Raw genomic sequence first — 19440 nt, 5'->3', positions numbered from 1 at the left:
GTTAAGGCGAGAAGCCGTAGCCGCAGCGAAAGCGAGTCTGAATAGGGCGATGTAGTATGTGGGCGTAGACCCGAAACCGTGTGATCTACCCCTGTCCAGGGTGAAGGTGCGGTAACACGCACTGGAGGCCCGAACCCACGTATGTTGAAAAATGCGGGGATGAGGTGGGGGTAGCGGAGAAATTCCAATCGAACTCGGAGATAGCTGGTTCTCCCCGAAATAGCTTTAGGGCTAGCCTCGGAATGAAGAGTCGTGGAGGTAGAGCACTGATTGGGTGCGGGGCCCGCAAGGGTTACCAAGCTCAGTCAAACTCCGAATGCCATAGACTTATATCCGGGAGTCAGACAGTGAGTGCTAAGATCCATTGTCAAAAGGGAAACAGCCCAGACCATCAGCTAAGGTCCCCAAGTGTGTGTTAAGTGGGAAAGGATGTGGAGTTGCACAGACAACCAGGATGTTGGCTTAGAAGCAGCCACCATTTAAAGAGTGCGTAATAGCTCACTGGTCGAGTGACTCTGCGCCGAAAATGTAACGGGGCTAAACACACCACCGAAGCTATGGCTTGATGCGTATGCATCAGGGGTAGGGGAGCGTTGTGTATGCGTTGAAGGTGTACCGTAAGGAGCGCTGGAGAGTACACAAGTGAGAATGCCGGTATGAGTAACGAAAAGATCAGTGAGAATCTGATCCGCCGAAAGCCCAAGGTTTCCTGAGGAAGGCTCGTCCGCTCAGGGTAAGTCGGGACCTAAGGTGAGGCCGAAAGGCGTAATCGAAGGACAACAGGTTGAAATTCCTGTACCACCGTAAACCGTTATGAACGATGGGGTGACGCAGGAGGGTAGTGACGCGGACTGATGGATGTCCGTCCAAGCAGTGAGGCTGATGTGTAGGCAAATCCGCACATCGATAAGGCTGGGCTGTGATGGGGAGTGAAAATTATAGTAGCGAAGGTCATGATCTCACACTGCCAAGAAAAGCCTCTAGTCAGGTGAAGGTGCCCGTACCGCAAACCGACACAGGTAGGCGAGAAGAGAATTCTAAGGCGCGCGGAAGAACTCTCGTTAAGGAACTCGGCAAAATGACCCCGTAACTTCGGGAGAAGGGGTGCCTCGGTAGGGTGAATAGCCCGAGGGGGCCGCAGTGAAAAGGCCCAAGCGACTGTTTAGCAAAAACACAGGTCTGTGCGAAGCCGTAAGGCGAAGTATACGGGCTGACGCCTGCCCGGTGCTGGAAGGTTAAGGGGAGCGGTTAGGGAGTAATCCCGAAGCTGTGAACCGAAGCCCCAGTAAACGGCGGCCGTAACTATAACGGTCCTAAGGTAGCGAAATTCCTTGTCAGGTAAATTCTGACCCGCACGAATGGCGTAACGACTTGGGCGCTGTCTCAACGAGAGATCCGGTGAAATTTTAATACCTGTGAAGATGCAGGTTACCCGCGACAAGACGGAAAGACCCCATGGAGCTTTACTGCAGCTTGATATTGGATTTGGGTACGATCTGTACAGGATAGGTGGGAGCCTTTGAAGCATGAGCGCCAGCTTGTGTGGAGGCGACGTTGGGATACCACCCTGATCGTATCTAGGTTCTAACCTGGTACCGTGATCCGGTACGGGGACAGTGTCAGGCGGGCAGTTTGACTGGGGCGGTCGCCTCCTAAAGAGTAACGGAGGCGCCCCAAGGTTCCCTCAGAATGGTTGGAAATCATTCGAAGAGTGCAAAGGCATAAGGGAGCTTGACTGCGAGACCTACAAGTCGAGCAGGGACGAAAGTCGGGCTTAGTGATCCGGTGGTACCGCATGGAAGGGCCATCGCTCAACGGATAAAAGCTACCCTGGGGATAACAGGCTTATCTCCCCCAAGAGTCCACATCGACGGGGAGGTTTGGCACCTCGATGTCGGCTCATCGCATCCTGGGGCTGAAGTAGGTCCCAAGGGTTGGGCTGTTCGCCCATTAAAGCGGTACGCGAGCTGGGTTCAGAACGTCGTGAGACAGTTCGGTCCCTATCTGTCGTGGGCGTAGGAAATTTGAGAGGAGCTGTCCTTAGTACGAGAGGACCGGGATGGACGTACCGCTGGTGCACCAGTTGTTCCGCCAGGAGCATGGCTGGGTAGCTACGTACGGACGGGATAAGCGCTGAAAGCATCTAAGCGTGAAGCCCCCCTCAAGATGAGATTTCCCAACTAGTAAGACCCCTTGAAGACGACGAGGTAGATAGGTTGGAGGTGGAAGTGCAGCAATGCATGGAGCTGACCAATACTAATCGGTCGAGGGCTTATCCTAAAAGCTTTCTGAAAGAAAGCTCGCTACGTAAGCATATACAACACCCCAAAAAGTGAAGTGAAGCTTTGAAGCTGACACCGAATACTTTTCGGGGACCCCGATACCACATCGGGTAATGCTACGGATTCTAATCAACGCAAATTTCGTTTCGTATCTAGTTTTCAGGTGATCAAGCATCTGAACCGTTTGGTGGCGATGGCGGAAGGGTTCCACGCGTTCCCATACCGAACACGACCGTTAAGCCTTCCAGCGCCGATGGTACTTGGACCGAAGGGTCCCGGGAGAGTAGGACGTCGCCAAGCGGATATATTCCCTGATAGCTCAGTTGGTAGAGCACTCGACTGTTAATCGAGTTGTCACAGGTTCGAGTCCTGTTCGGGGAGCCACTTGCTTCCATAGCTCAGTAGGTAGAGTGCATCCATGGTAAGGATGAGGTCACCGGTTCGATCCCGGTTGGAAGCTCCAGATTCGCTTTTGAATTGGACATGCATTGTGAAATTGCGGCCCGTTGGTCAAGGGGTTAAGACACCTCCCTTTCACGGAGGTAACAGGGGTTCGAATCCCCTACGGGTCACCATTATTCTTAATGCAACAGGGGATGAGAATCCCGTTGGTTCGTCGGAGGATAACTTCGTAAGCAGAGGCTTCGCAGTCTCGAACGAAGTGAGAGTATCCCCTACGGGTCACCACTATATTTAATCCATATTGTATGGAGGCTTAGCTCAGCTGGGAGAGCATCTGCCTTACAAGCAGAGGGTCGGGGGTTCGATCCCCTCAGCCTCCACCATTTCATGCATGATTCTAACGAGAATCAGCACAATAGAAGTATCTCATCGATTTTGGGGATTAGCCAAGCGGTAAGGCAACGGACTTTGACTCCGTCATGCATAGGTTCGAATCCTATATCCCCAGCCACTTTACCCCTAAAAGTGAAGTTACGCTTTGAAGGTGATTCCGAATACTTTTCGGGGGCCCTGAATTGCGAGCCATTAGCTCAGTTGGTAGAGCACCTGACTTTTAATCAGGGTGTCGAAGGTTCGAGTCCTTCATGGCTCACCATTGTTTCATCTTGTGCGCGTGTGGCGGAATTGGCAGACGCACTAGACTTAGGATCTAGCGTCTTTGACGTGGGGGTTCAAGTCCCTCCACGCGCACCATTTATGCGGACGTGGCTCAGCGGTAGAGCATCGCCTTGCCAAGGCGAGGGTCGCGGGTTCGATTCCCGTCGTCCGCTCCATTTGCGCCCTTAGCTCAGCTGGATAGAGCGTTTGACTACGAATCAAAAGGTCGGGAGTTCGAATCTCTCAGGGCGTGCCATTTTTTAAAAAATTAATATCGGGATGTAGCTCAGCTTGGTAGAGCACCTGGTTTGGGACCAGGGGGTCGCATGTTCAAATCGTGTCATCCCGATTTGTTTAAGATTTATGCCCCGCAAAAGTAATCGGATTATACTCCGATGTGTAGCATCTCTTTTGTGGGTTGATATGCGGGTGTAGTTCAATGGTAGAACTCCAGCCTTCCAAGCTGGTAGCGTGGGTTCGATTCCCATCACCCGCTCCATACATAAGCAGGACATCACCGTGTGTGATGTTTTTTTACATATTCACACGACTATCCTGCGAAGTGTTAATGTGCTAAAGAATATAGGCAGGTCAAGGTTTATAGGACTAATGTCCATGGTATATGGGTATATCAATATCATGAGTTTTGTCGATTTGGCTAATTTTTTCGCCTGGAAAATGCAGATTTTCATGCGCTTTTATTGTATGATGTTAGGAAGGCGTTACGTCCTATAGACAAACTGCTGAAACGGGTTGAGATGGGAGGAGTAGCATGACTGAACTTACAGTAACCGCAAAGAGCAATTCCAACAATCTGCTGCGGCGAGATGTACGGTTCCTTGGCAATATTCTTGGAGAAGTTCTTGTCCACCAAGGTGGCAATGAGCTTTTAGATATAGTTGAGAAAATTCGTGAAACGAGTAAATCGTTGCGATCCGTATTCCTGCCAGAATTGTTTGCAGATTTCAAAAGGATCATCAGCACCTTGGAGCCCGACATTCGCCATCAGGTGATTCGCGCGTTTGCCATTTATTTTCAATTGGTTAATATCGCAGAGCAGAATCATCGCATTCGCCGCAAACGCGATTACGAGCGTTCCGCCGGGGAGAGTGTTCAACCAGGTTCCATTGAAAGTGCGGTCCAGGATTTGAAAGAGCGCAATATTACGTTTGAAGAAGTTCAAGAAATTCTCGAAAGTCTATCCCTTGAGCTGGTAATGACAGCTCATCCAACAGAAGCGATGCGTCGGGCTATTCTGGATATTCATAAACGGATAGCGGACGATGTTATGCAACTCGACAACCCGACACTGACATTCCGCGAACGAGAGCAGCTTCGGGAGAAACTACTGAATGAAGTGATTACGCTATGGCAAACCGACGAGCTTCGTGACCGTAAGCCGACGGTTCTTGATGAGGTCAGAAACGGTATGTATTATTTTCACGAGACTCTGTTTCACATTCTGCCAGAGGTTTATCAAGAACTGGAGCGCTGCCTAAGTAAATATTATCCGGGTCACCATTGGCACGTTCCAACCTATTTGCGTTTCGGCTCGTGGATCGGTGGCGATCGGGACGGAAATCCTTCAGTGACGGCGGACGTAACATGGAAAACGCTTGAAATGCAGCGGAAGCTAGCAATTCGTGAATACCAACGGATTTTGCGTGAATTCATGAAATACCTCAGCTTCAGCTCATCCATCGTGAGCGTTTCGGATGAATTGCTTCAATCCATTGAAAAAGACCGCGAGCATGTAACACTGAAGAAGATGGAAATTTGGCACAATGAGAAAGAGCCTTATCGTGTAAAACTGGTATATATGCTGGCTAAAATGAGTCATATTCTTGATGAGAACATGACGGGCAGCGAGCGCTATCAGTCCCCTGAGGAATTTATCGAGGACTTGAATATCATTGATCGAAGCTTGCGTTTCCATTTTGCTGACTATGTTGCAGACACGTATATTCAAAAACTGATTCGTCAGGCGGAGTTGTTTGGTTTCCATACAGCAACGTTGGACATCAGACAGCATAGCCAAGAGCATGAAAATGCCATGGCCGAGATTCTTCGTAAAATGAATGTGACTCAGGATTATGCCCAGTTAAGTGAAGATGAGAAGATCGAGCTGCTTAATAACCTGCTTAATGATCCTCGTCCATTGACGACGCCTTATCAAGAGTACAGCGACAGTACCGAAGAATGCCTTGAAGTATACCGTACCGTATTCCGTGCGCAGCAGGAGTTCGGCGTCAAATGTATTTCAAGTTATTTGATCAGTATGTCCGAGGGTGCAAGCGACATTCTGGAAGTGATGGTATTTGCCAAAGAAGTCGGACTTTTCCGTAAGGACAATGACGGTTCTGTAATAGCTACTTTGCAGGCTGCACCATTGTTTGAGACGATTGAAGACCTTCATGCCGCACCTGATATTATGCGTAAGCTCTTCAACCTGCCGATCTATCGGGAAGCGGTTAGCGCGATGAATGAGCTTCAGGAAATCATGCTGGGTTATTCCGACAGCAACAAGGACGGCGGAGCCATTACCGCGAACTGGGAGCTCCAGGTAGCACTCAAAGAAATTACGGCTGCAGCCAATGAGTATGGCATCAAGGTGAAATACTTCCATGGACGCGGCGGATCGCTTGGGCGCGGTGGTATGCCTCTGAATCGCAGCATTTTGGCTCAACCGGCATCAACGATTGCGGGTGGCATCAAAATCACGGAGCAAGGCGAGGTTATTTCTTCACGTTATTCCTTGAAGGGAATTGCCTACCGCAGTTTGGACCAGGCGACTTCAGCACTTATTACGGCTTCTCTTAATGCCCGTTACCCTGAAAAAGAATCGACCGAAAAAGAGTGGGAAGAGATTTCCTCTAGCATATCGGCCGCTTCACAGAAGAAATATCAGGATCTGATCTTCCGTGATCCGGATTTCCTGAGCTTCTTCAAGGAATCCACGCCGCTTCCTGAAGTGGGAGAGCTGAATATCGGTTCCCGACCATCCAAGCGTAAGAACAGTGACCGTTTTGAGGACCTCAGAGCCATCCCTTGGGTGTTTGCGTGGACCCAGAGTCGTTACCTGCTTCCTGCATGGTACGCGGCTGGTACGGGCTTACAGAGCTTCTACCAGGGCAAGGAAGAGAATATGAAGGTGCTTCAGAAGATGTACAAAAGCTATCCGTTCTTTACGTCACTGATCGATACCCTTCAGATGGCTCTTGCCAAGGCTGATCTGATCATCGCCAAGGAGTATTCTTTGATGACGAAAGATGATCAAGTCCGCGAGCGTATCTTCGGTCTGATTCAGGATGAGTTCAACTTGACGAAAGAGCTTGTTCTTAAGATTACGGGACAACAGGATATTCTGGATAACCAGCCGGTCTTGCAGGAATCGATTCGACTCCGTAACCCTTACGTGGATCCGCTTAGCTATTTGCAGGTTCAATTGCTTAACGAGCTGCGCGAGCTGAGAGAGCAGGAGCAGGATGATCCGGATCTGCTTCGGGAAGTACTGCTGACCATCAACGGCATTGCGGCGGGGCTTCGTAATACAGGTTGATCCGTACAGGATGCCAACGCTGTTTGAAAGGGATAGTTTAAGGCGAGGTTCCCTAAAGGAACCTCGTTTTTTCATCTATAGCAGTCTACTCTGATGAATAAAGTATCGGCTGCAGCATGGCTGTCATTGATAGAGAATAGGGATTCTTTTTGAATTATTGTTGATTTTTAGAAACAGTTGAATTACGATTTGAATGATGCTTTTTAGACGTTACCCATCAGACCATTCTGGGGGAATTGTGGTGGACAATTTGGATGTAAGACTGGCGAAGCTGGCCCGAAAAGGGGACCAGAGAGCTTTTGCCGAAATCGTAGAGCTTTATAAAGACAAGATTTTTCATTTGGCTTACCGGATGCTGAGTAACCGCCATGAGGCTGAGGATGTCGTACAAGAGACTTTTTTGCGTGTATATAAAAACCTTGATCGATACGACGAGAATCAGAAGTTCTCAACTTGGATATACCGAATTGGTACAAATCTTAGCATTGATCGGCTGCGCAAGCGCAAGCCGTCTTTCTCGCTGGACGCCGAACTGAATGAAAGCGAAGGTATGGACGGCTACTCCTTGATCCCGAGCGATAATCGTACACCGGAGAGTGAAATGCTGCTATCCGAGACACAGCGTATTATTCATACGGCGATTGACGGACTTCCTGCCAAGTATAAGACAATCATGATTCTAAGGTACATTCAGGATTTATCTCTGCAGGAGATCAGCGAGATTTTGGACTTGCCTGTAACAACGATCAAAACGCGTGTACATCGTGGACGCGAATTTTTACGCAAAAAATTAGAGTACAAATTGTGAGGGGAAAACGCCTATCGCCGTTCTTTGTGGAAGAGAGATCGCGTTTAAGGGCGCTTTTTTCTTGCGGAGCCAGAAAGTTAGTCCCTGCAAATTTTTTTCTGACTTTCTTTTAAAAAATTGAAACATCCCTGATTCCGGCACGTATGAACAATAAGCAAGTCTTATGCCCCTATGGGGAAGGGACCCAGCAAAGAGATTGAATGAAAGGATTGGCTCACAAATGGATTGCAAATTAGCCGTCTCTTTGATGCATGATTATCTGGATAATGACTTGTCCGACCCACAGCAGCTGGAATTGCAGAAGCATTTGCGGGATTGTGCTGACTGTCGGAATTACTTCGAGAAGCTGGAGCATACCGATATGCTTCTTTATTCCTTAACTCATCATGCGACCAAGCCATCCGATGATTTAACGGAACGTATAATGGGCATGCTGCCGCAGCCCAAGAGACAAAAAGCTTGGGTCAAATGGGTTAGGAATCATCCTGCGCTCACGGCTGCAGCTTTGTTTTTGGTTGTCATGCTCTTTAGCACAATCAGTTTTTGGAGTCAGGATACCCAGCTGGTTGTAAAGAGTGACGAATTCGAAAAGCTGGTGATTGAAGGAGATACCGTCATTATTCCTCCGGATCAAATCATCACGGGAGATATTACAGTCGAGAATGGAAAGACGAAGGTCTACGGTCAAGTGAATGGCAACGTGACCGTCATTGACGGAGAATTATTTCAGGCTTCCACCTCACATATAGCAGGTCAAGTGAAGGACATAGATCGGGCGATGGACTGGATCTGGTACAAGATCTCCACTCTGTTTACAGATGCCGCTTACCGCTAGGTGAAACCTGATGCCTACTGAATAAAAGCGCCTCTTTTCTGTGAAAAGACGGCGCTTCTTTTGTTGACTTTATGATCTTTTTCATGGAAAGCAGTGGGCGTCCGCTTGCATCGGAAAGATTAACGTTATAACCTAGAGAGTGTAGAGTACATACTACATATATAAGTCTCATGCGTTATTAAAAAGGAAGTTCAAAAAGTCCCCGTGTGATCCGAAGGAAAATGGAGAGCTGGTTCGGTGAAATCGAATCTTTCGCGTTCATTTTCGAGGAACCGGATTTTTTGGGCCCGCACTTAAAGGAAATGACGGGGGTTGCTGTATGGAGTATTTCACAGATATGACCTGGGGTGAAACCATTAAAGATATCATCGATATCCTTATCGTTACTTATATAATATACCAGATGATACTGCTCGTCCGCGGCACGCGGGCGGTCCAGCTGCTCAAAGGGATTTTGGTGCTGGTGGTCATCTGGGCTCTCAGCACCTGGTTTGATCTGTATACGCTGAAGTGGCTGATGAATCAGATCTTTACATTTGGGGTGTTGGCGATCTTTATTATCTTCCAGCCGGAGCTCAGACGTGGTCTGGAGCAGCTCGGACGAGGCAAGCTGTTTGGGCGGACGGCGGATATTGACGAGGAAACCAATAAGTTAATCAGCGAAACCATTAAGGCGGTTAATTATTTGTCTCGGCGCAAAATAGGGGCTTTGATCGTCTTTGAGCGGACGACGGGCCTGAATGAATATGTAGAATCAGGAATTCCGATGAGATCGGTGATCAGCTCGGAATTGTTTATTAACATTTTTATACCGAACACGCCGCTCCATGACGGAGCTGTCATTATTCAGAACGGTCAAATTGCGGCGGCTGGCTGCTATTTACCGCTATCAGAGAATCCTTTTATCAGTAAGGAACTGGGAACAAGACACCGTGCCGCTATCGGAATCAGCGAGGTGGGGGATGCGATTTCGGTTGTCGTATCCGAGGAGACTGGGCAAGTGTCGCTGGCCTTGAATGGACAGGTGGTTCGAGATATTAAGGAAGAGTCCCTCATCTCCAAATTGTATGAGGAGCTCAGGCCTGCCGCGTCCATTAAGGAGAAACGCACGTTCTTCTGGAAACGGAAGGGGGACGGCAGCAATGGATAAATGGATCAAGAACAACACGGCAAGCAAGCTCATTGCACTCGCTGTCAGTATTTTATTGTGGGCGATGGTTCATATGGACAGCGGAACGCCTGCACCGCCAACGACTTTTTATGATACCAAAGTCATTGAAGGCGTTGAGATACAGACTTATGGATTTGATGACAGCGAATATGCGTTAACAGGGATTGATAAAGACCGTGTAAATCTCGAAGTTCGGGGAAAGAAATCCAATATTTCGCTTTTGACCGACGATTATAAGGTGAAGCTTGATTTGAGCAACGTCAAAGAACCGGGTACGCACACACTTCCGCTAACGCCCTCCATCCCGAGTGGCGTGGAGATGGTATCGATGGAGCCTTCGGTTGTTACGGTGACGGTAGAGGCGAGAGTGTCGAAATCCGTGACGGTAAGTATTGGAACCAAAGGCGAGCCTGCTAAAGATTACCGGGCCGGAACACCCGTGCTGATTGACCCAAGGCAAGTTACGGTTACCCTGCCTGAATCGTCAATGGCGAATCTGGGGCAGGTCAAAGGTAATGTGGAGCTTGATGGTGCCAAAGAGAAGATTACGGAGAAACGAGTCAAGCTTACAGCATATGATAAAGAAGGCAACGCAATGGAAGATGCGGTCATTGAGCCTGCTACAGTAGCAGCTGAAGTGCCGATTGAGCCTGCTTTTGTCACCCTGCCGCTGGAGCTTCAATATACCGGACGGCTGCCGGAAGGGTTTGTCCTATCCAAGGTGGAACAGAAGGTAAAAGAAGTGAAGCTGTTTGGCAGTAAAGAGGCGCTGGCAGGAGCTGAGACCTATATCGAAGCTACGATCAATCTGGGAGAAGTTAGAAATTCGGGAACAACAGTGCTTACGGCCGACTTGACGCCGCCTGAAGGTTTTGAGAAAATCGAGCCGAGCTCTGTAACGGTGGATGTTACGGCGGTATCGCATGGTGAACGGGTGATTACGGGGATTCCGATAACGTTAAAAGGGGTTGCCTCCGGCTTGGATGCTGTCATTACGGATCCAAAGACGAAGACCATATCTTTAACGCTCACCGGAGCGCCGGACTTGCTCAATAGCCTGGAGCCGACGGATATCGGGGCTGAAGCGAATGCAACCGGTTTGAAAGCCGGCGTTCACGAAATTCCGCTGCAGATCACGCTTCCTAACTTTATTAACCGTACGGATTCGGAACGTCCTGTTGTTAAGGTAGAACTCAAGGATAACTCCAAGCCCGTGACAACGGAGCCGGACACCTCGAAGAATGAGGGAACGGAAGACAAGCCGCCTGTTCCACCAGGAACGGGATCAGGAGCGGGAACAGGAACAGGCAATGATCAGGAGGAGGATCCGGAGACGCCTCCTACTCATGAAGACACGGATAACTCCGGATCAGGAGAAACCCCATCACATCCGCCGGGAGACGGATCGAATGATGGGACAACGGGATCAGAAACGTCCAATGATGGATAATAACGAAGAGTAGATAAAGGAGTATATAAAACATGGGGAAATATTTTGGTACAGATGGAGTAAGAGGTGTTGCCAATCAAGAGCTGACAGCGGAAATGGCTTACAGCATCGGTCGCTGCGGCGGCTATGTGCTCACTGGCGATAAAGAGAAGCCAACCGTCATCATCGGCATGGATACTCGCGTATCGGGGGCTATGCTGGAGTCGGCTTTGGTTGCAGGCCTGCTGTCAATCGGTGCACATGTCATTCGTCTGGGTGTCGTAAGTACACCAGCGGTGGCGTATATCACAAGACTTTTGAAGGCTGATGCGGGTGTTATGATCTCGGCTTCACATAACCCGGTACAAGATAACGGCATCAAGTTCTTCGGTGGAGACGGCTTCAAGCTGTCGGATGAGACAGAGCTTAAGATTGAAGAGCTGATGGATGCGGAAACGGATAATCTGCCGCGGCCAATCGGGGCTGATTTAGGTGAATTGCTGGTTGATAACGAATCGAAATATAAATACCTGGAATATTTGAAAACGACGGTCAATAACCGGTTTGACGGTCTGAAAATCGTACTGGACTGTGCTAATGGCGCAGCTTATGAGCTGGCTCCAAAGCTTTTCCGTGAATTGGGCGCGGATGTGATCACCATCGGTGCTGAGCCGAATGGCTTGAATATCAACGATCACTGCGGATCGACTCACCCGGAGAAACTCGTCGAGGCTGTGCTCCAGCATGGCGCTGACCTCGGTCTGGCTTTTGACGGAGATGCGGATCGCTTGATTGCCATTGACGCAAAAGGCGAGGAAGTAGACGGCGATTTCATTCTGTGCATTTGCGGTGATGCCATGAACCGTGCCGGCAAGCTGAAGGCAGGCACCATCGTTTCGACCGTTATGAGTAACATCGGTTTCTATAAGGCATGTGACAGCTTGAAGCTGAAAACTGCTAAAACGGCAGTCGGTGACCGCTACGTGATGGAAGAAATGCGCCGTGGCGGATATAACCTGGGTGGAGAGCAGTCAGGACACGTGATTTTCCTGGATCACAATACTACAGGGGATGGCATTCTGACGGGAATTCAATTGGTGGATACGTTGGTAGCCTCCGGCAAGCCTCTGCATGAGCTGAAGAGCAGCATGCGCAAGTACCCGCAAGTGCTGGTTAATGTTCGTGTTGGCGATAAGAGCAAGTACCAAGGCAATACCGTTATTGAGTCTGCAATTGCTGAAGTCGAAGGCATTCTGGGGGATAATGGACGTGTCCTGGTTCGCCCATCGGGAACGGAATCCCTCATTCGCGTCATGGCCGAAGGCCCGGACAAAGAAGAGCTCGACCGTTATGTAACGCAGATTGCAGACGTGGTGAAGCGGGAATTGGCGTAAGACTAAGGGTGTATTTTTCAAGGAAAGCAGACTAATTTTTGTCAGGGCCAGTGAACTATGCGGATCCGGTTCACTGGCCTGCTGCTTTTCAATGAAGCCAGTCAATGAAAGCGCAACACCTCCTGTCCTGTCAGCAAAGAGTGTGAATTACGGCATCGCTTGAGAGGGTAGGCCATTCGATGTCATTCATGGGGTTAATTATACGCAGGGCTTGGAACACCTAGGAAACAGCCGAGTTGCCAAAGTGATATAGCATGAATATAATAAAGGATGTCATTCAAGAATAGAAAGCGAGGATTGTGAGGTTACTTCAAGCTTCATAAGCGCCAGAGCTTGTACCTGCGCGGGGATTGGTTATTGCTACGATAGGGATAACCAAACGGCAGAACGCAAGTTGACGAGGTAGAGGTGTTCGGATTATTCGGCGGGGACCTCTCGGTTATGCACCAACCGTAAGCGAATCACGGAAAAGGAATGGGCGACCGTTCTTACAACGTATCCGCAGGTGCTTCTTATTACAAATAATACAAAACATGAATGTGCGATTTAGAACAAGGCAGCGCGGTGGAAGAAGAGTGCATTCATGTCTGTTCAACTTAGCAGCCTAAATCATGCTGGATTTTTGAACGTTGATAATTGAATAAATCATTCTTCTTTCCTGATACCGCACAGATGCTGCCGTGTTCTATTTCCGCCTACTATTATAGGGAAATCGAACGGAGGAATCATACTATGTGTGGTATTGTCGGATATATTGGAAATCAGAAAACGCAAGCGGTGTTGATCGAGGGATTGAGAAAGCTGGAGTATCGCGGATACGATTCAGCAGGGATTGCCGTGTTTACGAATGAAGGTCTGCGTGTGGCCAAGGCACAAGGGCGTCTTGCCAATTTGGAGGAGAGACTCGAATCTGCTCCACTCGTGGGAACCGCTGGTATCGGTCACACTCGTTGGGCAACACATGGCCGGCCATCGGACGTGAATTCGCATCCGCATACAGACGAAAGCCAGAAGTTCTCTGTGGTTCATAACGGGATCGTTGAGAACTATCTGGAGCTGAAGGAAGAGCTGATCAGCCAAGGACACCACTTTGTTTCGGAGACCGATACCGAAGTTATCTCCCATCTCATTGCCCGTGAATATGACGGGGATATCGTAAAGGCCGTGCAGAAGGCGATCTCTTACATGAGAGGCGCATTTGCCCTTGGCGTTTTGACCGAGTATGAGCCGGATCGATTAGTGGCTGTGCGTCAAGCAAGCCCGCTTATTATTGGTCTTGGAGAAGGGGAGAACTTCATCGGTTCTGATATTCCGGCTATTTTGAAATATACGCGGAACGTATATATTCTCAACGATGGAGAGATGGCTCTGCTGACCGCAGATGCTGTCGAATTAATGACCATTGAGGGGAACTTTATTTCTCGGGAAATGATTCGTGTCGATTGGGATGCCGTTACAGCGGAAAAAGGCGGATTCGATCACTTCATGCTGAAGGAGATCCACGAGCAGCCAAAAGCATACCGGGATACCATGCTGGGCCGTGTAGATGAGAGCGGACGTAAAGTCGTTCTGCCTGAGCTGAAGCTGACACAGGAACAGATTAAGAACATTCGCAATGTTCAGATCGTTGCCTGTGGTACGGCTTACCATGCAGGACTTGTGGGACGCAGCGTGATTGAAGAGATGGTACGCATTCCGGTTGAGAATGACGTGGCGTCCGAGTATCGTTACCGTTCGCCAATCGTTACGCCAGAGACCTTGGTTATCGTTGTAAGCCAATCCGGTGAAACGGCAGATACCTTGGCTGCGCTTCGTGAAGCGCAGAGCCATGGCGCTCATGTCCTGGCCATCACGAACGTAGTAGGCAGTTCGATTGCCCGTGAAGCCAACGATGTGCTCGGCACCCTGGCTGGACCGGAGATCGCGGTAGCTTCCACGAAAGCCTATACTTCTCAGTTAATTGCGTTCTATCTGTTGGGTCTGTACCTGGCTCAAGTACGCGGTACGATGACCGAAGACGCTGTGGCTGAAGTGATTGCAGCGATGGAAGCACTGCCTGAACAGGTAGAGTCCATGCTGACCAACGCAGAATCAATCAAGGGATATGCCGAGCAAATTGCGGAGCATGAGAACCTGTTCTTCATCGGTCGTGGTCAAGACTACGCCGTAGCACAAGAAGGGTCTCTGAAGCTGAAGGAGATCTCTTACATTCATTCCGAGGCTTATGCTGCCGGCGAACTCAAGCATGGTACGCTTGCCCTTATTGAAGAGGGTATTCCGGTTATTGCCTTGGCAACCCAGGAAGCGGTTATGGAGAAAACGGTGAGCAACATCAAGGAAGTGAAGGCCCGCGGTGCAGAAGTGATGGCGATTACGCATGAAGAGCATGTGGCCGGCCTGCTGAAATCCGTGGATCAAGCCTTCGCCATTCCGAAGACCTTGCCGATCTTGACGGCTGCCTTGTCTGTCGTACCGTTGCAGCTGCTTGCCTACTACGCATCGCTTGCCCGTGGCAACGACGTGGATAAGCCGCGTAACCTGGCGAAGAGCGTGACGGTGGAGTAAGGTATGAGCGGACGACACACGACGTGATATTTTGTATTAAAGTTATGTTCTAATTTGCAATAAAGTTGTGTTCTAGTGAAAAAGTTGTGTTCTTTGATTGAATTTTGTATTAAAGTTGTGTTCTTTGATTGAATTTTGTATTAAAGTCGTGTTCTTGCTCACTTTTTGCACTGTGGTTGGATTACAACATTTTGTTTGGAGACAGACATTAAAGACTAGTAACTAGTGTTAACATCCAATAAACCTTAAAGCCCATACAAACTCTGCACTAAGCTTATAAAGTTTAACTGTAAGCCGGAGCTGATTTCAGGCATTTACTCCTGATTTCACTCGGCTTTTTCTTTTCTCTCCGATCATTATCCTGCAGCCCCTTACCAGCTCCGAGTAACTTCACAAGAGCTTTATGATTGGATCATTGTTGGCTGGAAGTATGAACCTGTTGGACCACAACTAAAGAAGAACTTTTAGAGGAAACATTGTACACAAGATACTTTTCTGGTAATCGAGAAGGATTTTCCGGATTTTATAATGTGTCCAAGATAGATAGCGTTGAGCGAATTAAAGGCAATACACGAAGACATTTAGTTATTGCAAGTGCATTAAACTATTCAGGACATCACGCTCCTTCATATGAAAGAATCACTTTCACATTAATCGATACACCTGAGAACGGAATAAAAATCATTAAATTTAGAAAGAAAAGCAATGTAGATGGTAATACGAATAGTGAAAACAAAATCGCATTAGTGTGTTTAAACTCCCTCGAAGTGATTCAATTTCCTCACTCAAACTCATGAATTCGCAGGATTTCACCCTGAGCTAAACATGAAAGAAGAGAATCCAGGGGAGTCGGTGGCTGGGGACAGTAGAAAGGGCATGCGGGAACAAGGGTGTTGTGTCCAATACCCACTTTGTTCCATATCATGCACGTCTCCACTTTGCCCTAGTGATTCTCACTCCCATGTCTCAACGGGTCTTAGCCCTTTCATTCCTTCGTCACATCTAACTAAGGGGTGGAGGTCGGTCTTTCTAACGGAACGGGTCCGAGCCCTTTTGTTTAATATCTCCCGATACCTCGTGCTTCTTGTCATCCTGCGAATGCATGAGCTGGTGAGAAAAACTGCTTAAGCTGCTTGCGGAAACACTTTAGTCGAGTCGTAAGCTTCACTGCTTTTGGCCAGACCAACAAGCATACGGGCGACTTTACCGCACAATTTCATTATAGATTTCATTTTCTTGAGTTTTTTCACATCGACATTATGGTGGTGCAGGGCTCTAATATCCGGATTGGTCATGACCATGCACATCGTCATGAGATAGAGAAAACGTCGGAGACGAGGGCGGCCGCGTTTGCTAAGCGCCATTTTACCACGCCACTTTCCGGAACTGGCTTCAGTTAAATTGAGGCCGGCATGTCGTAATAAAGCATTTCCATGTACATAGCCGCTCAGATCTCCAGCTTCTCCTAGAATGCCAGCCAAGCTCGTTGCATTCAAACCCTGAATATCGAGCAGTTTCTGTGCATAGGGGATACGCCTCAAGATGAGATGAAGTTCATGCTCAATTTGTTCAAGTTGGCGCTGAGCCAAGTCATATTCCTCTAGTAGTTGACTCAGATGAAGCTTGTAGGCTTGGAGTGCCTGCGTGGCGCCAATGCTGCATTTTGCTAGTTCAATGAGCTGTTCCGCTCGTTTAACTCCAGCATGACGCTTTACATATTGTTTCCAACCGGTAAGAACCTCTTCTGTGGTTAATCTACTAATTTCCTCCGGTAAGGGAAAGAGTCTGAGCGTAGCAATAGAGCTGGTACAGGTAAGGGTTTTAAAGACCTGGCGCAGCTCAGGGAACACGATATCAACCCATCGATGAATTTGGTTAACAGCACTGTTGAGCCGTTTTGTAACCGTGTCTCGGTTAGCCATGAGAATTCGCAGTTCTTCGTAGGCTTCTGGATGAAAACGAACAGGGGAGTAGTACCCGTTTTTGACCATGTCTGCAATGACAAGAGCATCTTTGCGGTCACTTTTAGATGGCGAGTTGTCACGGTTCTCCTTATTCTTTTTAACGAGATGGGGATTAACGAGAACGGCTTCAATGCGCTGAGAAGAGAGCCAGCGCGCAAGATTCAGCCAGTAATGACCTGTAGGTTCCATGCCTATAATGACTTTGTTAAGCTTGTAGGTTTGGAGTAGATCCTGGATCCAGCGTCCAAATAGCTTGAAACCCTCAAGATGGTTACCGAATTCCAGCGGTGCACCTAAAGCAATCCCGCGAAAGCTGACGGCCCGGGCAACATGAGTATCTTGAGCAATGTCTACTCCGACGACCAGATGATGAGCGGTAATGTTTTCAATGAGTTGATTTTGCTTATCTTGTGCTTTAAACTTCATAGTAGAGCGACCTCCTGGATGGGCTTTTTGAGGCAATGACCTCGTGTGTAACCCCATCGTACCGAGGCGCTCGTTTTTGTTCAATCTCCAAAATATTCGTATTACAGGAATTCTAACGGGCAGATTACTTTAGTTACAACATTAACCTTCGGGAAAATACAAGCTTTATTGCGATGCCCAACCGATACATTCTTATCTAATCAAAACTTTACCTATACCCTTGGCAAGGCAGCATGTTACCATATTACTGTTGTCCGAGAATTTACCAGTACCGGGGGTATTTTAATATATGAGCATTAACTTACAAGTTTGGATTCAGGAAGCCGATTTGGTGAGCATGCAAAAGGCAATGTCTTCGGGTGAATGTACATCCGAAGCCCTCGTCCTTGCATATATCGAACGCATTCATAGGTATAATCCTCTGATCAATGCCGTATTAGAGATCAATCCAGATGCTCTTGAAATAGCAAGGAATCTTGACCTTGAGCGAAATACAACAGGTAGTAGGGGGCCGCTGCACGGAATTCCAATCCTGCTAAAGGATAACATCGATACGTACGACCGGATGCATACGAGCGCTGGTTCAATCGCATTGGCTGAGTCGTTTGCTCCTGAAGATGCGTTCGTAGCCGCAAAGCTCCGGGCCGCTGGCGCTGTTCTTCTAGGTAAGGCCAATATGACCGAGTGGTCGAACTTTATGTCCAATCGTATGCCAGCTGGATACAGTTCCAGAGGAGGATATGTGTTGAATCCATATGGACCTGGCAAGCTCTTCGTCAGCGGATCAAGTTCAGGATCGGCTGCAGCCGTAGCGGCGAACCTGACAGCAGCAGCGATCGGAACAGAAACCGCAGGTTCGATTATTGGGCCGGCCAGCCAACACTTTCTCGTCGGAATAAAACCTACTGTAGGGCTTGCGAGCCGCAGCGGAATTATCCCAATCTCTATAAGTCAGGATACGCCAGGACCGATTTCAAAGACAGTCACTGATGCAGCGATTCTACTTGGGGCAATCGTCGGGATTGACGAAAACGATAAGGCAACTTGGACTAGCACACATCGTACTTTTCATGACTACACAACTTATCTAGACAGAGACTTTCTGTGTAAAACTCGAATTGGGATTCCTAGACATTACTATCGGTCGTTGGATGAAGAAAGACTTTCCATCATGGAATCCGCCATTAATGTTCTGCGTGAGCAAGGTGCTACAGTTATCGATCCTGTGGACCTCCATTTGGAACAGCATCCATGGAACAATGATGTTATCTGCTACGAATTCAAAACAGGCCTGAATCGCTATTTATCAAAGTTGAACTCGGATCTGCCCGTACATTCTCTTCAAGATCTGATAGCTTATAATCAGAAACACGCTGCATCCGCATTGAAGTTTGGCCAAGATAATCTGATTCGTTCGGAACAAAATGCGCTAAACGAGACAACATATCAACTTAAACGACAAGAATATAACCATCCGGCTGTAACGCAAGGGATTGACTATGTACTCGATCAACACGGCTTAGATGCTTTAATGTTACCCGGTGACGTTGATGGCATGTACATTGCTGCCCGGTTAGGGTATCCCCTTATTACGGTGCCCGCCGGTTATTCAGCAAAAGGAACAATTGATGCTGATGGCGATTCGACGCAGGGGCCATTTGGTGTTGTCTTTTCCGGGAGGGCTTTAAGTGAGCCCACGCTAATCAGCATCGCCTATAGTTTTGAGCAGGCAACACTAATCCGTCGTCAACCAGAAATGGGCTAAGCTAACGGAGAACGATAGTTGAACCAATACAGGGAGCAGAACGCCGCGACGCTGCTCCCTGTTCTATTGTAATTGGCAGGATAATTCAATAGGATATTAGTCTTTTATGGTAAGATTATAGAACAAGATAAGTTATAGTCGTCGTTTTTAGAATGAACAGTATGAAATTATAGGGGAGTCCTA

The 19440-nt window shown here is 48.3% G+C and carries 9 protein-coding genes, 11 tRNA genes and 2 rRNA genes (1 of these 22 only partly in view); 21 read left to right on the top strand and 1 reads right to left on the bottom strand.

What is annotated here, in order from left to right:
• The 20 genes from MKX98_RS30590 to glmS form a co-directional block, all read left to right on the top strand.
• Positions 1 to 2280: ribosomal RNA gene (locus MKX98_RS30590) — 23S ribosomal RNA — on the top strand (it extends 650 nt beyond the left edge of the window).
• Between the two features lie 185 nt (positions 2281 to 2465).
• A 5S ribosomal RNA gene (gene rrf / locus MKX98_RS30585) occupies positions 2466 to 2582 on the top strand.
• Between the two features lie 8 nt (positions 2583 to 2590).
• A tRNA-Asn gene (locus MKX98_RS30580) sits at positions 2591 to 2666 on the top strand.
• Between the two features lie 3 nt (positions 2667 to 2669).
• Positions 2670 to 2745: transfer RNA gene (locus tag MKX98_RS30575), tRNA-Thr, on the top strand.
• 37 nt (positions 2746 to 2782) lie between these two features.
• Positions 2783 to 2857: transfer RNA gene (locus tag MKX98_RS30570), tRNA-Glu, on the top strand.
• Positions 2858 to 2991: 134 nt separating this feature from the next.
• Positions 2992 to 3067, top strand: a tRNA-Val gene (locus MKX98_RS30565).
• 53 nt (positions 3068 to 3120) lie between these two features.
• Positions 3121 to 3195 (top strand) — tRNA-Gln (locus MKX98_RS30560).
• A 68-nt stretch (positions 3196 to 3263) separates the two neighbouring features.
• Positions 3264 to 3339 (top strand) — tRNA-Lys (locus MKX98_RS30555).
• A 14-nt stretch (positions 3340 to 3353) separates the two neighbouring features.
• Positions 3354 to 3437 (top strand) — tRNA-Leu (locus tag MKX98_RS30550).
• 5 nt (positions 3438 to 3442) lie between these two features.
• A tRNA-Gly gene (locus MKX98_RS30545) sits at positions 3443 to 3517 on the top strand.
• 3 nt (positions 3518 to 3520) lie between these two features.
• Positions 3521 to 3597: transfer RNA gene (locus MKX98_RS30540), tRNA-Arg, on the top strand.
• Between the two features lie 19 nt (positions 3598 to 3616).
• Positions 3617 to 3690 (top strand) — tRNA-Pro (locus MKX98_RS30535).
• Between the two features lie 76 nt (positions 3691 to 3766).
• Positions 3767 to 3840 (top strand) — tRNA-Gly (locus tag MKX98_RS30530).
• A gap of 273 nt (positions 3841 to 4113) precedes the next feature.
• Complete coding sequence (gene ppc, locus MKX98_RS30525; protein WP_194544691.1) at positions 4114 to 6900, top strand: phosphoenolpyruvate carboxylase; 2787 nt, start codon at positions 4114 to 4116, stop codon at positions 6898 to 6900.
• Positions 6901 to 7141: 241 nt separating this feature from the next.
• Positions 7142 to 7708, top strand: coding sequence for an RNA polymerase sigma factor SigW (gene sigW / locus MKX98_RS30520; protein WP_071221879.1), 567 nt, complete (start codon positions 7142 to 7144; stop codon positions 7706 to 7708).
• 220 nt (positions 7709 to 7928) lie between these two features.
• Positions 7929 to 8543: a zf-HC2 domain-containing protein gene (locus MKX98_RS30515; protein WP_194544690.1), complete on the top strand. Its 615-nt coding sequence runs from the start codon at positions 7929 to 7931 to the stop codon at positions 8541 to 8543.
• A gap of 319 nt (positions 8544 to 8862) precedes the next feature.
• The gene (cdaA, locus tag MKX98_RS30510) at positions 8863 to 9693 is read left to right on the top strand and encodes a diadenylate cyclase CdaA (RefSeq protein ID WP_071221881.1); all 831 of its coding nucleotides are present in this window, start codon (positions 8863 to 8865) and stop codon (positions 9691 to 9693) included.
• Positions 9686 to 11164: a CdaR family protein gene (locus MKX98_RS30505; protein WP_194544689.1), complete on the top strand. Its 1479-nt coding sequence runs from the start codon at positions 9686 to 9688 to the stop codon at positions 11162 to 11164. The genes cdaA and MKX98_RS30505 overlap by 8 nt, the downstream gene beginning before the upstream one ends.
• Before the next feature lie 32 nt (positions 11165 to 11196).
• Positions 11197 to 12537 carry a phosphoglucosamine mutase gene (glmM, locus tag MKX98_RS30500; RefSeq protein WP_194544688.1) on the top strand — a complete coding sequence of 447 codons (1341 nt, stop codon included), beginning with the start codon at positions 11197 to 11199 and terminating at the stop codon, positions 12535 to 12537.
• 732 nt (positions 12538 to 13269) lie between these two features.
• Positions 13270 to 15102, top strand: a complete 1833-nt coding sequence (glmS, locus tag MKX98_RS30495; RefSeq protein ID WP_220683820.1) for a glutamine--fructose-6-phosphate transaminase (isomerizing) — start codon at positions 13270 to 13272, stop codon at positions 15100 to 15102.
• A 1124-nt stretch (positions 15103 to 16226) separates the two neighbouring features.
• Here the strand turns inward: glmS and MKX98_RS30490 are convergent.
• Positions 16227 to 17492: an IS110 family transposase gene (locus MKX98_RS30490; RefSeq protein WP_063477462.1), complete on the bottom strand. Its 1266-nt coding sequence runs from the start codon at positions 17490 to 17492 to the stop codon at positions 16227 to 16229.
• Positions 17493 to 17781: 289 nt separating this feature from the next.
• Here MKX98_RS30490 and MKX98_RS30485 point away from each other — a divergent pair, with 289 nt between their 5' ends.
• Positions 17782 to 19257, top strand: coding sequence for an amidase family protein (locus MKX98_RS30485; protein WP_339220130.1), 1476 nt, complete (start codon positions 17782 to 17784; stop codon positions 19255 to 19257).
• The last annotated feature ends 183 nt before the right edge of the window (positions 19258 to 19440 follow it).

The organism is Paenibacillus sp. FSL W7-1332, from assembly GCF_037969785.1.
Taxonomy (GTDB): domain Bacteria; phylum Bacillota; class Bacilli; order Paenibacillales; family Paenibacillaceae; genus Paenibacillus_AQ.
This window is presented reverse-complemented; position numbering and strand designations above follow the sequence as displayed.

Coding starts and splice junctions, on each gene's coding strand:
- glmM (WP_194544688.1), top strand. CDS start 11,197: ATGGGGAAATATTTTGGTACAGATGGAGTAAGAGGTGTTGCCAATCAA.
- cdaA (WP_071221881.1), top strand. CDS start 8,863: ATGGAGTATTTCACAGATATGACCTGGGGTGAAACCATTAAAGATATC.
- MKX98_RS30515 (WP_194544690.1), top strand. CDS start 7,929: ATGGATTGCAAATTAGCCGTCTCTTTGATGCATGATTATCTGGATAAT.
- MKX98_RS30490 (WP_063477462.1), bottom strand. CDS start 17,492: ATGAAGTTTAAAGCACAAGATAAGCAAAATCAACTCATTGAAAACATT.
- MKX98_RS30485 (WP_339220130.1), top strand. CDS start 17,782: ATGAGCATTAACTTACAAGTTTGGATTCAGGAAGCCGATTTGGTGAGC.
- MKX98_RS30505 (WP_194544689.1), top strand. CDS start 9,686: ATGGATAAATGGATCAAGAACAACACGGCAAGCAAGCTCATTGCACTC.
- ppc (WP_194544691.1), top strand. CDS start 4,114: ATGACTGAACTTACAGTAACCGCAAAGAGCAATTCCAACAATCTGCTG.
- glmS (WP_220683820.1), top strand. CDS start 13,270: ATGTGTGGTATTGTCGGATATATTGGAAATCAGAAAACGCAAGCGGTG.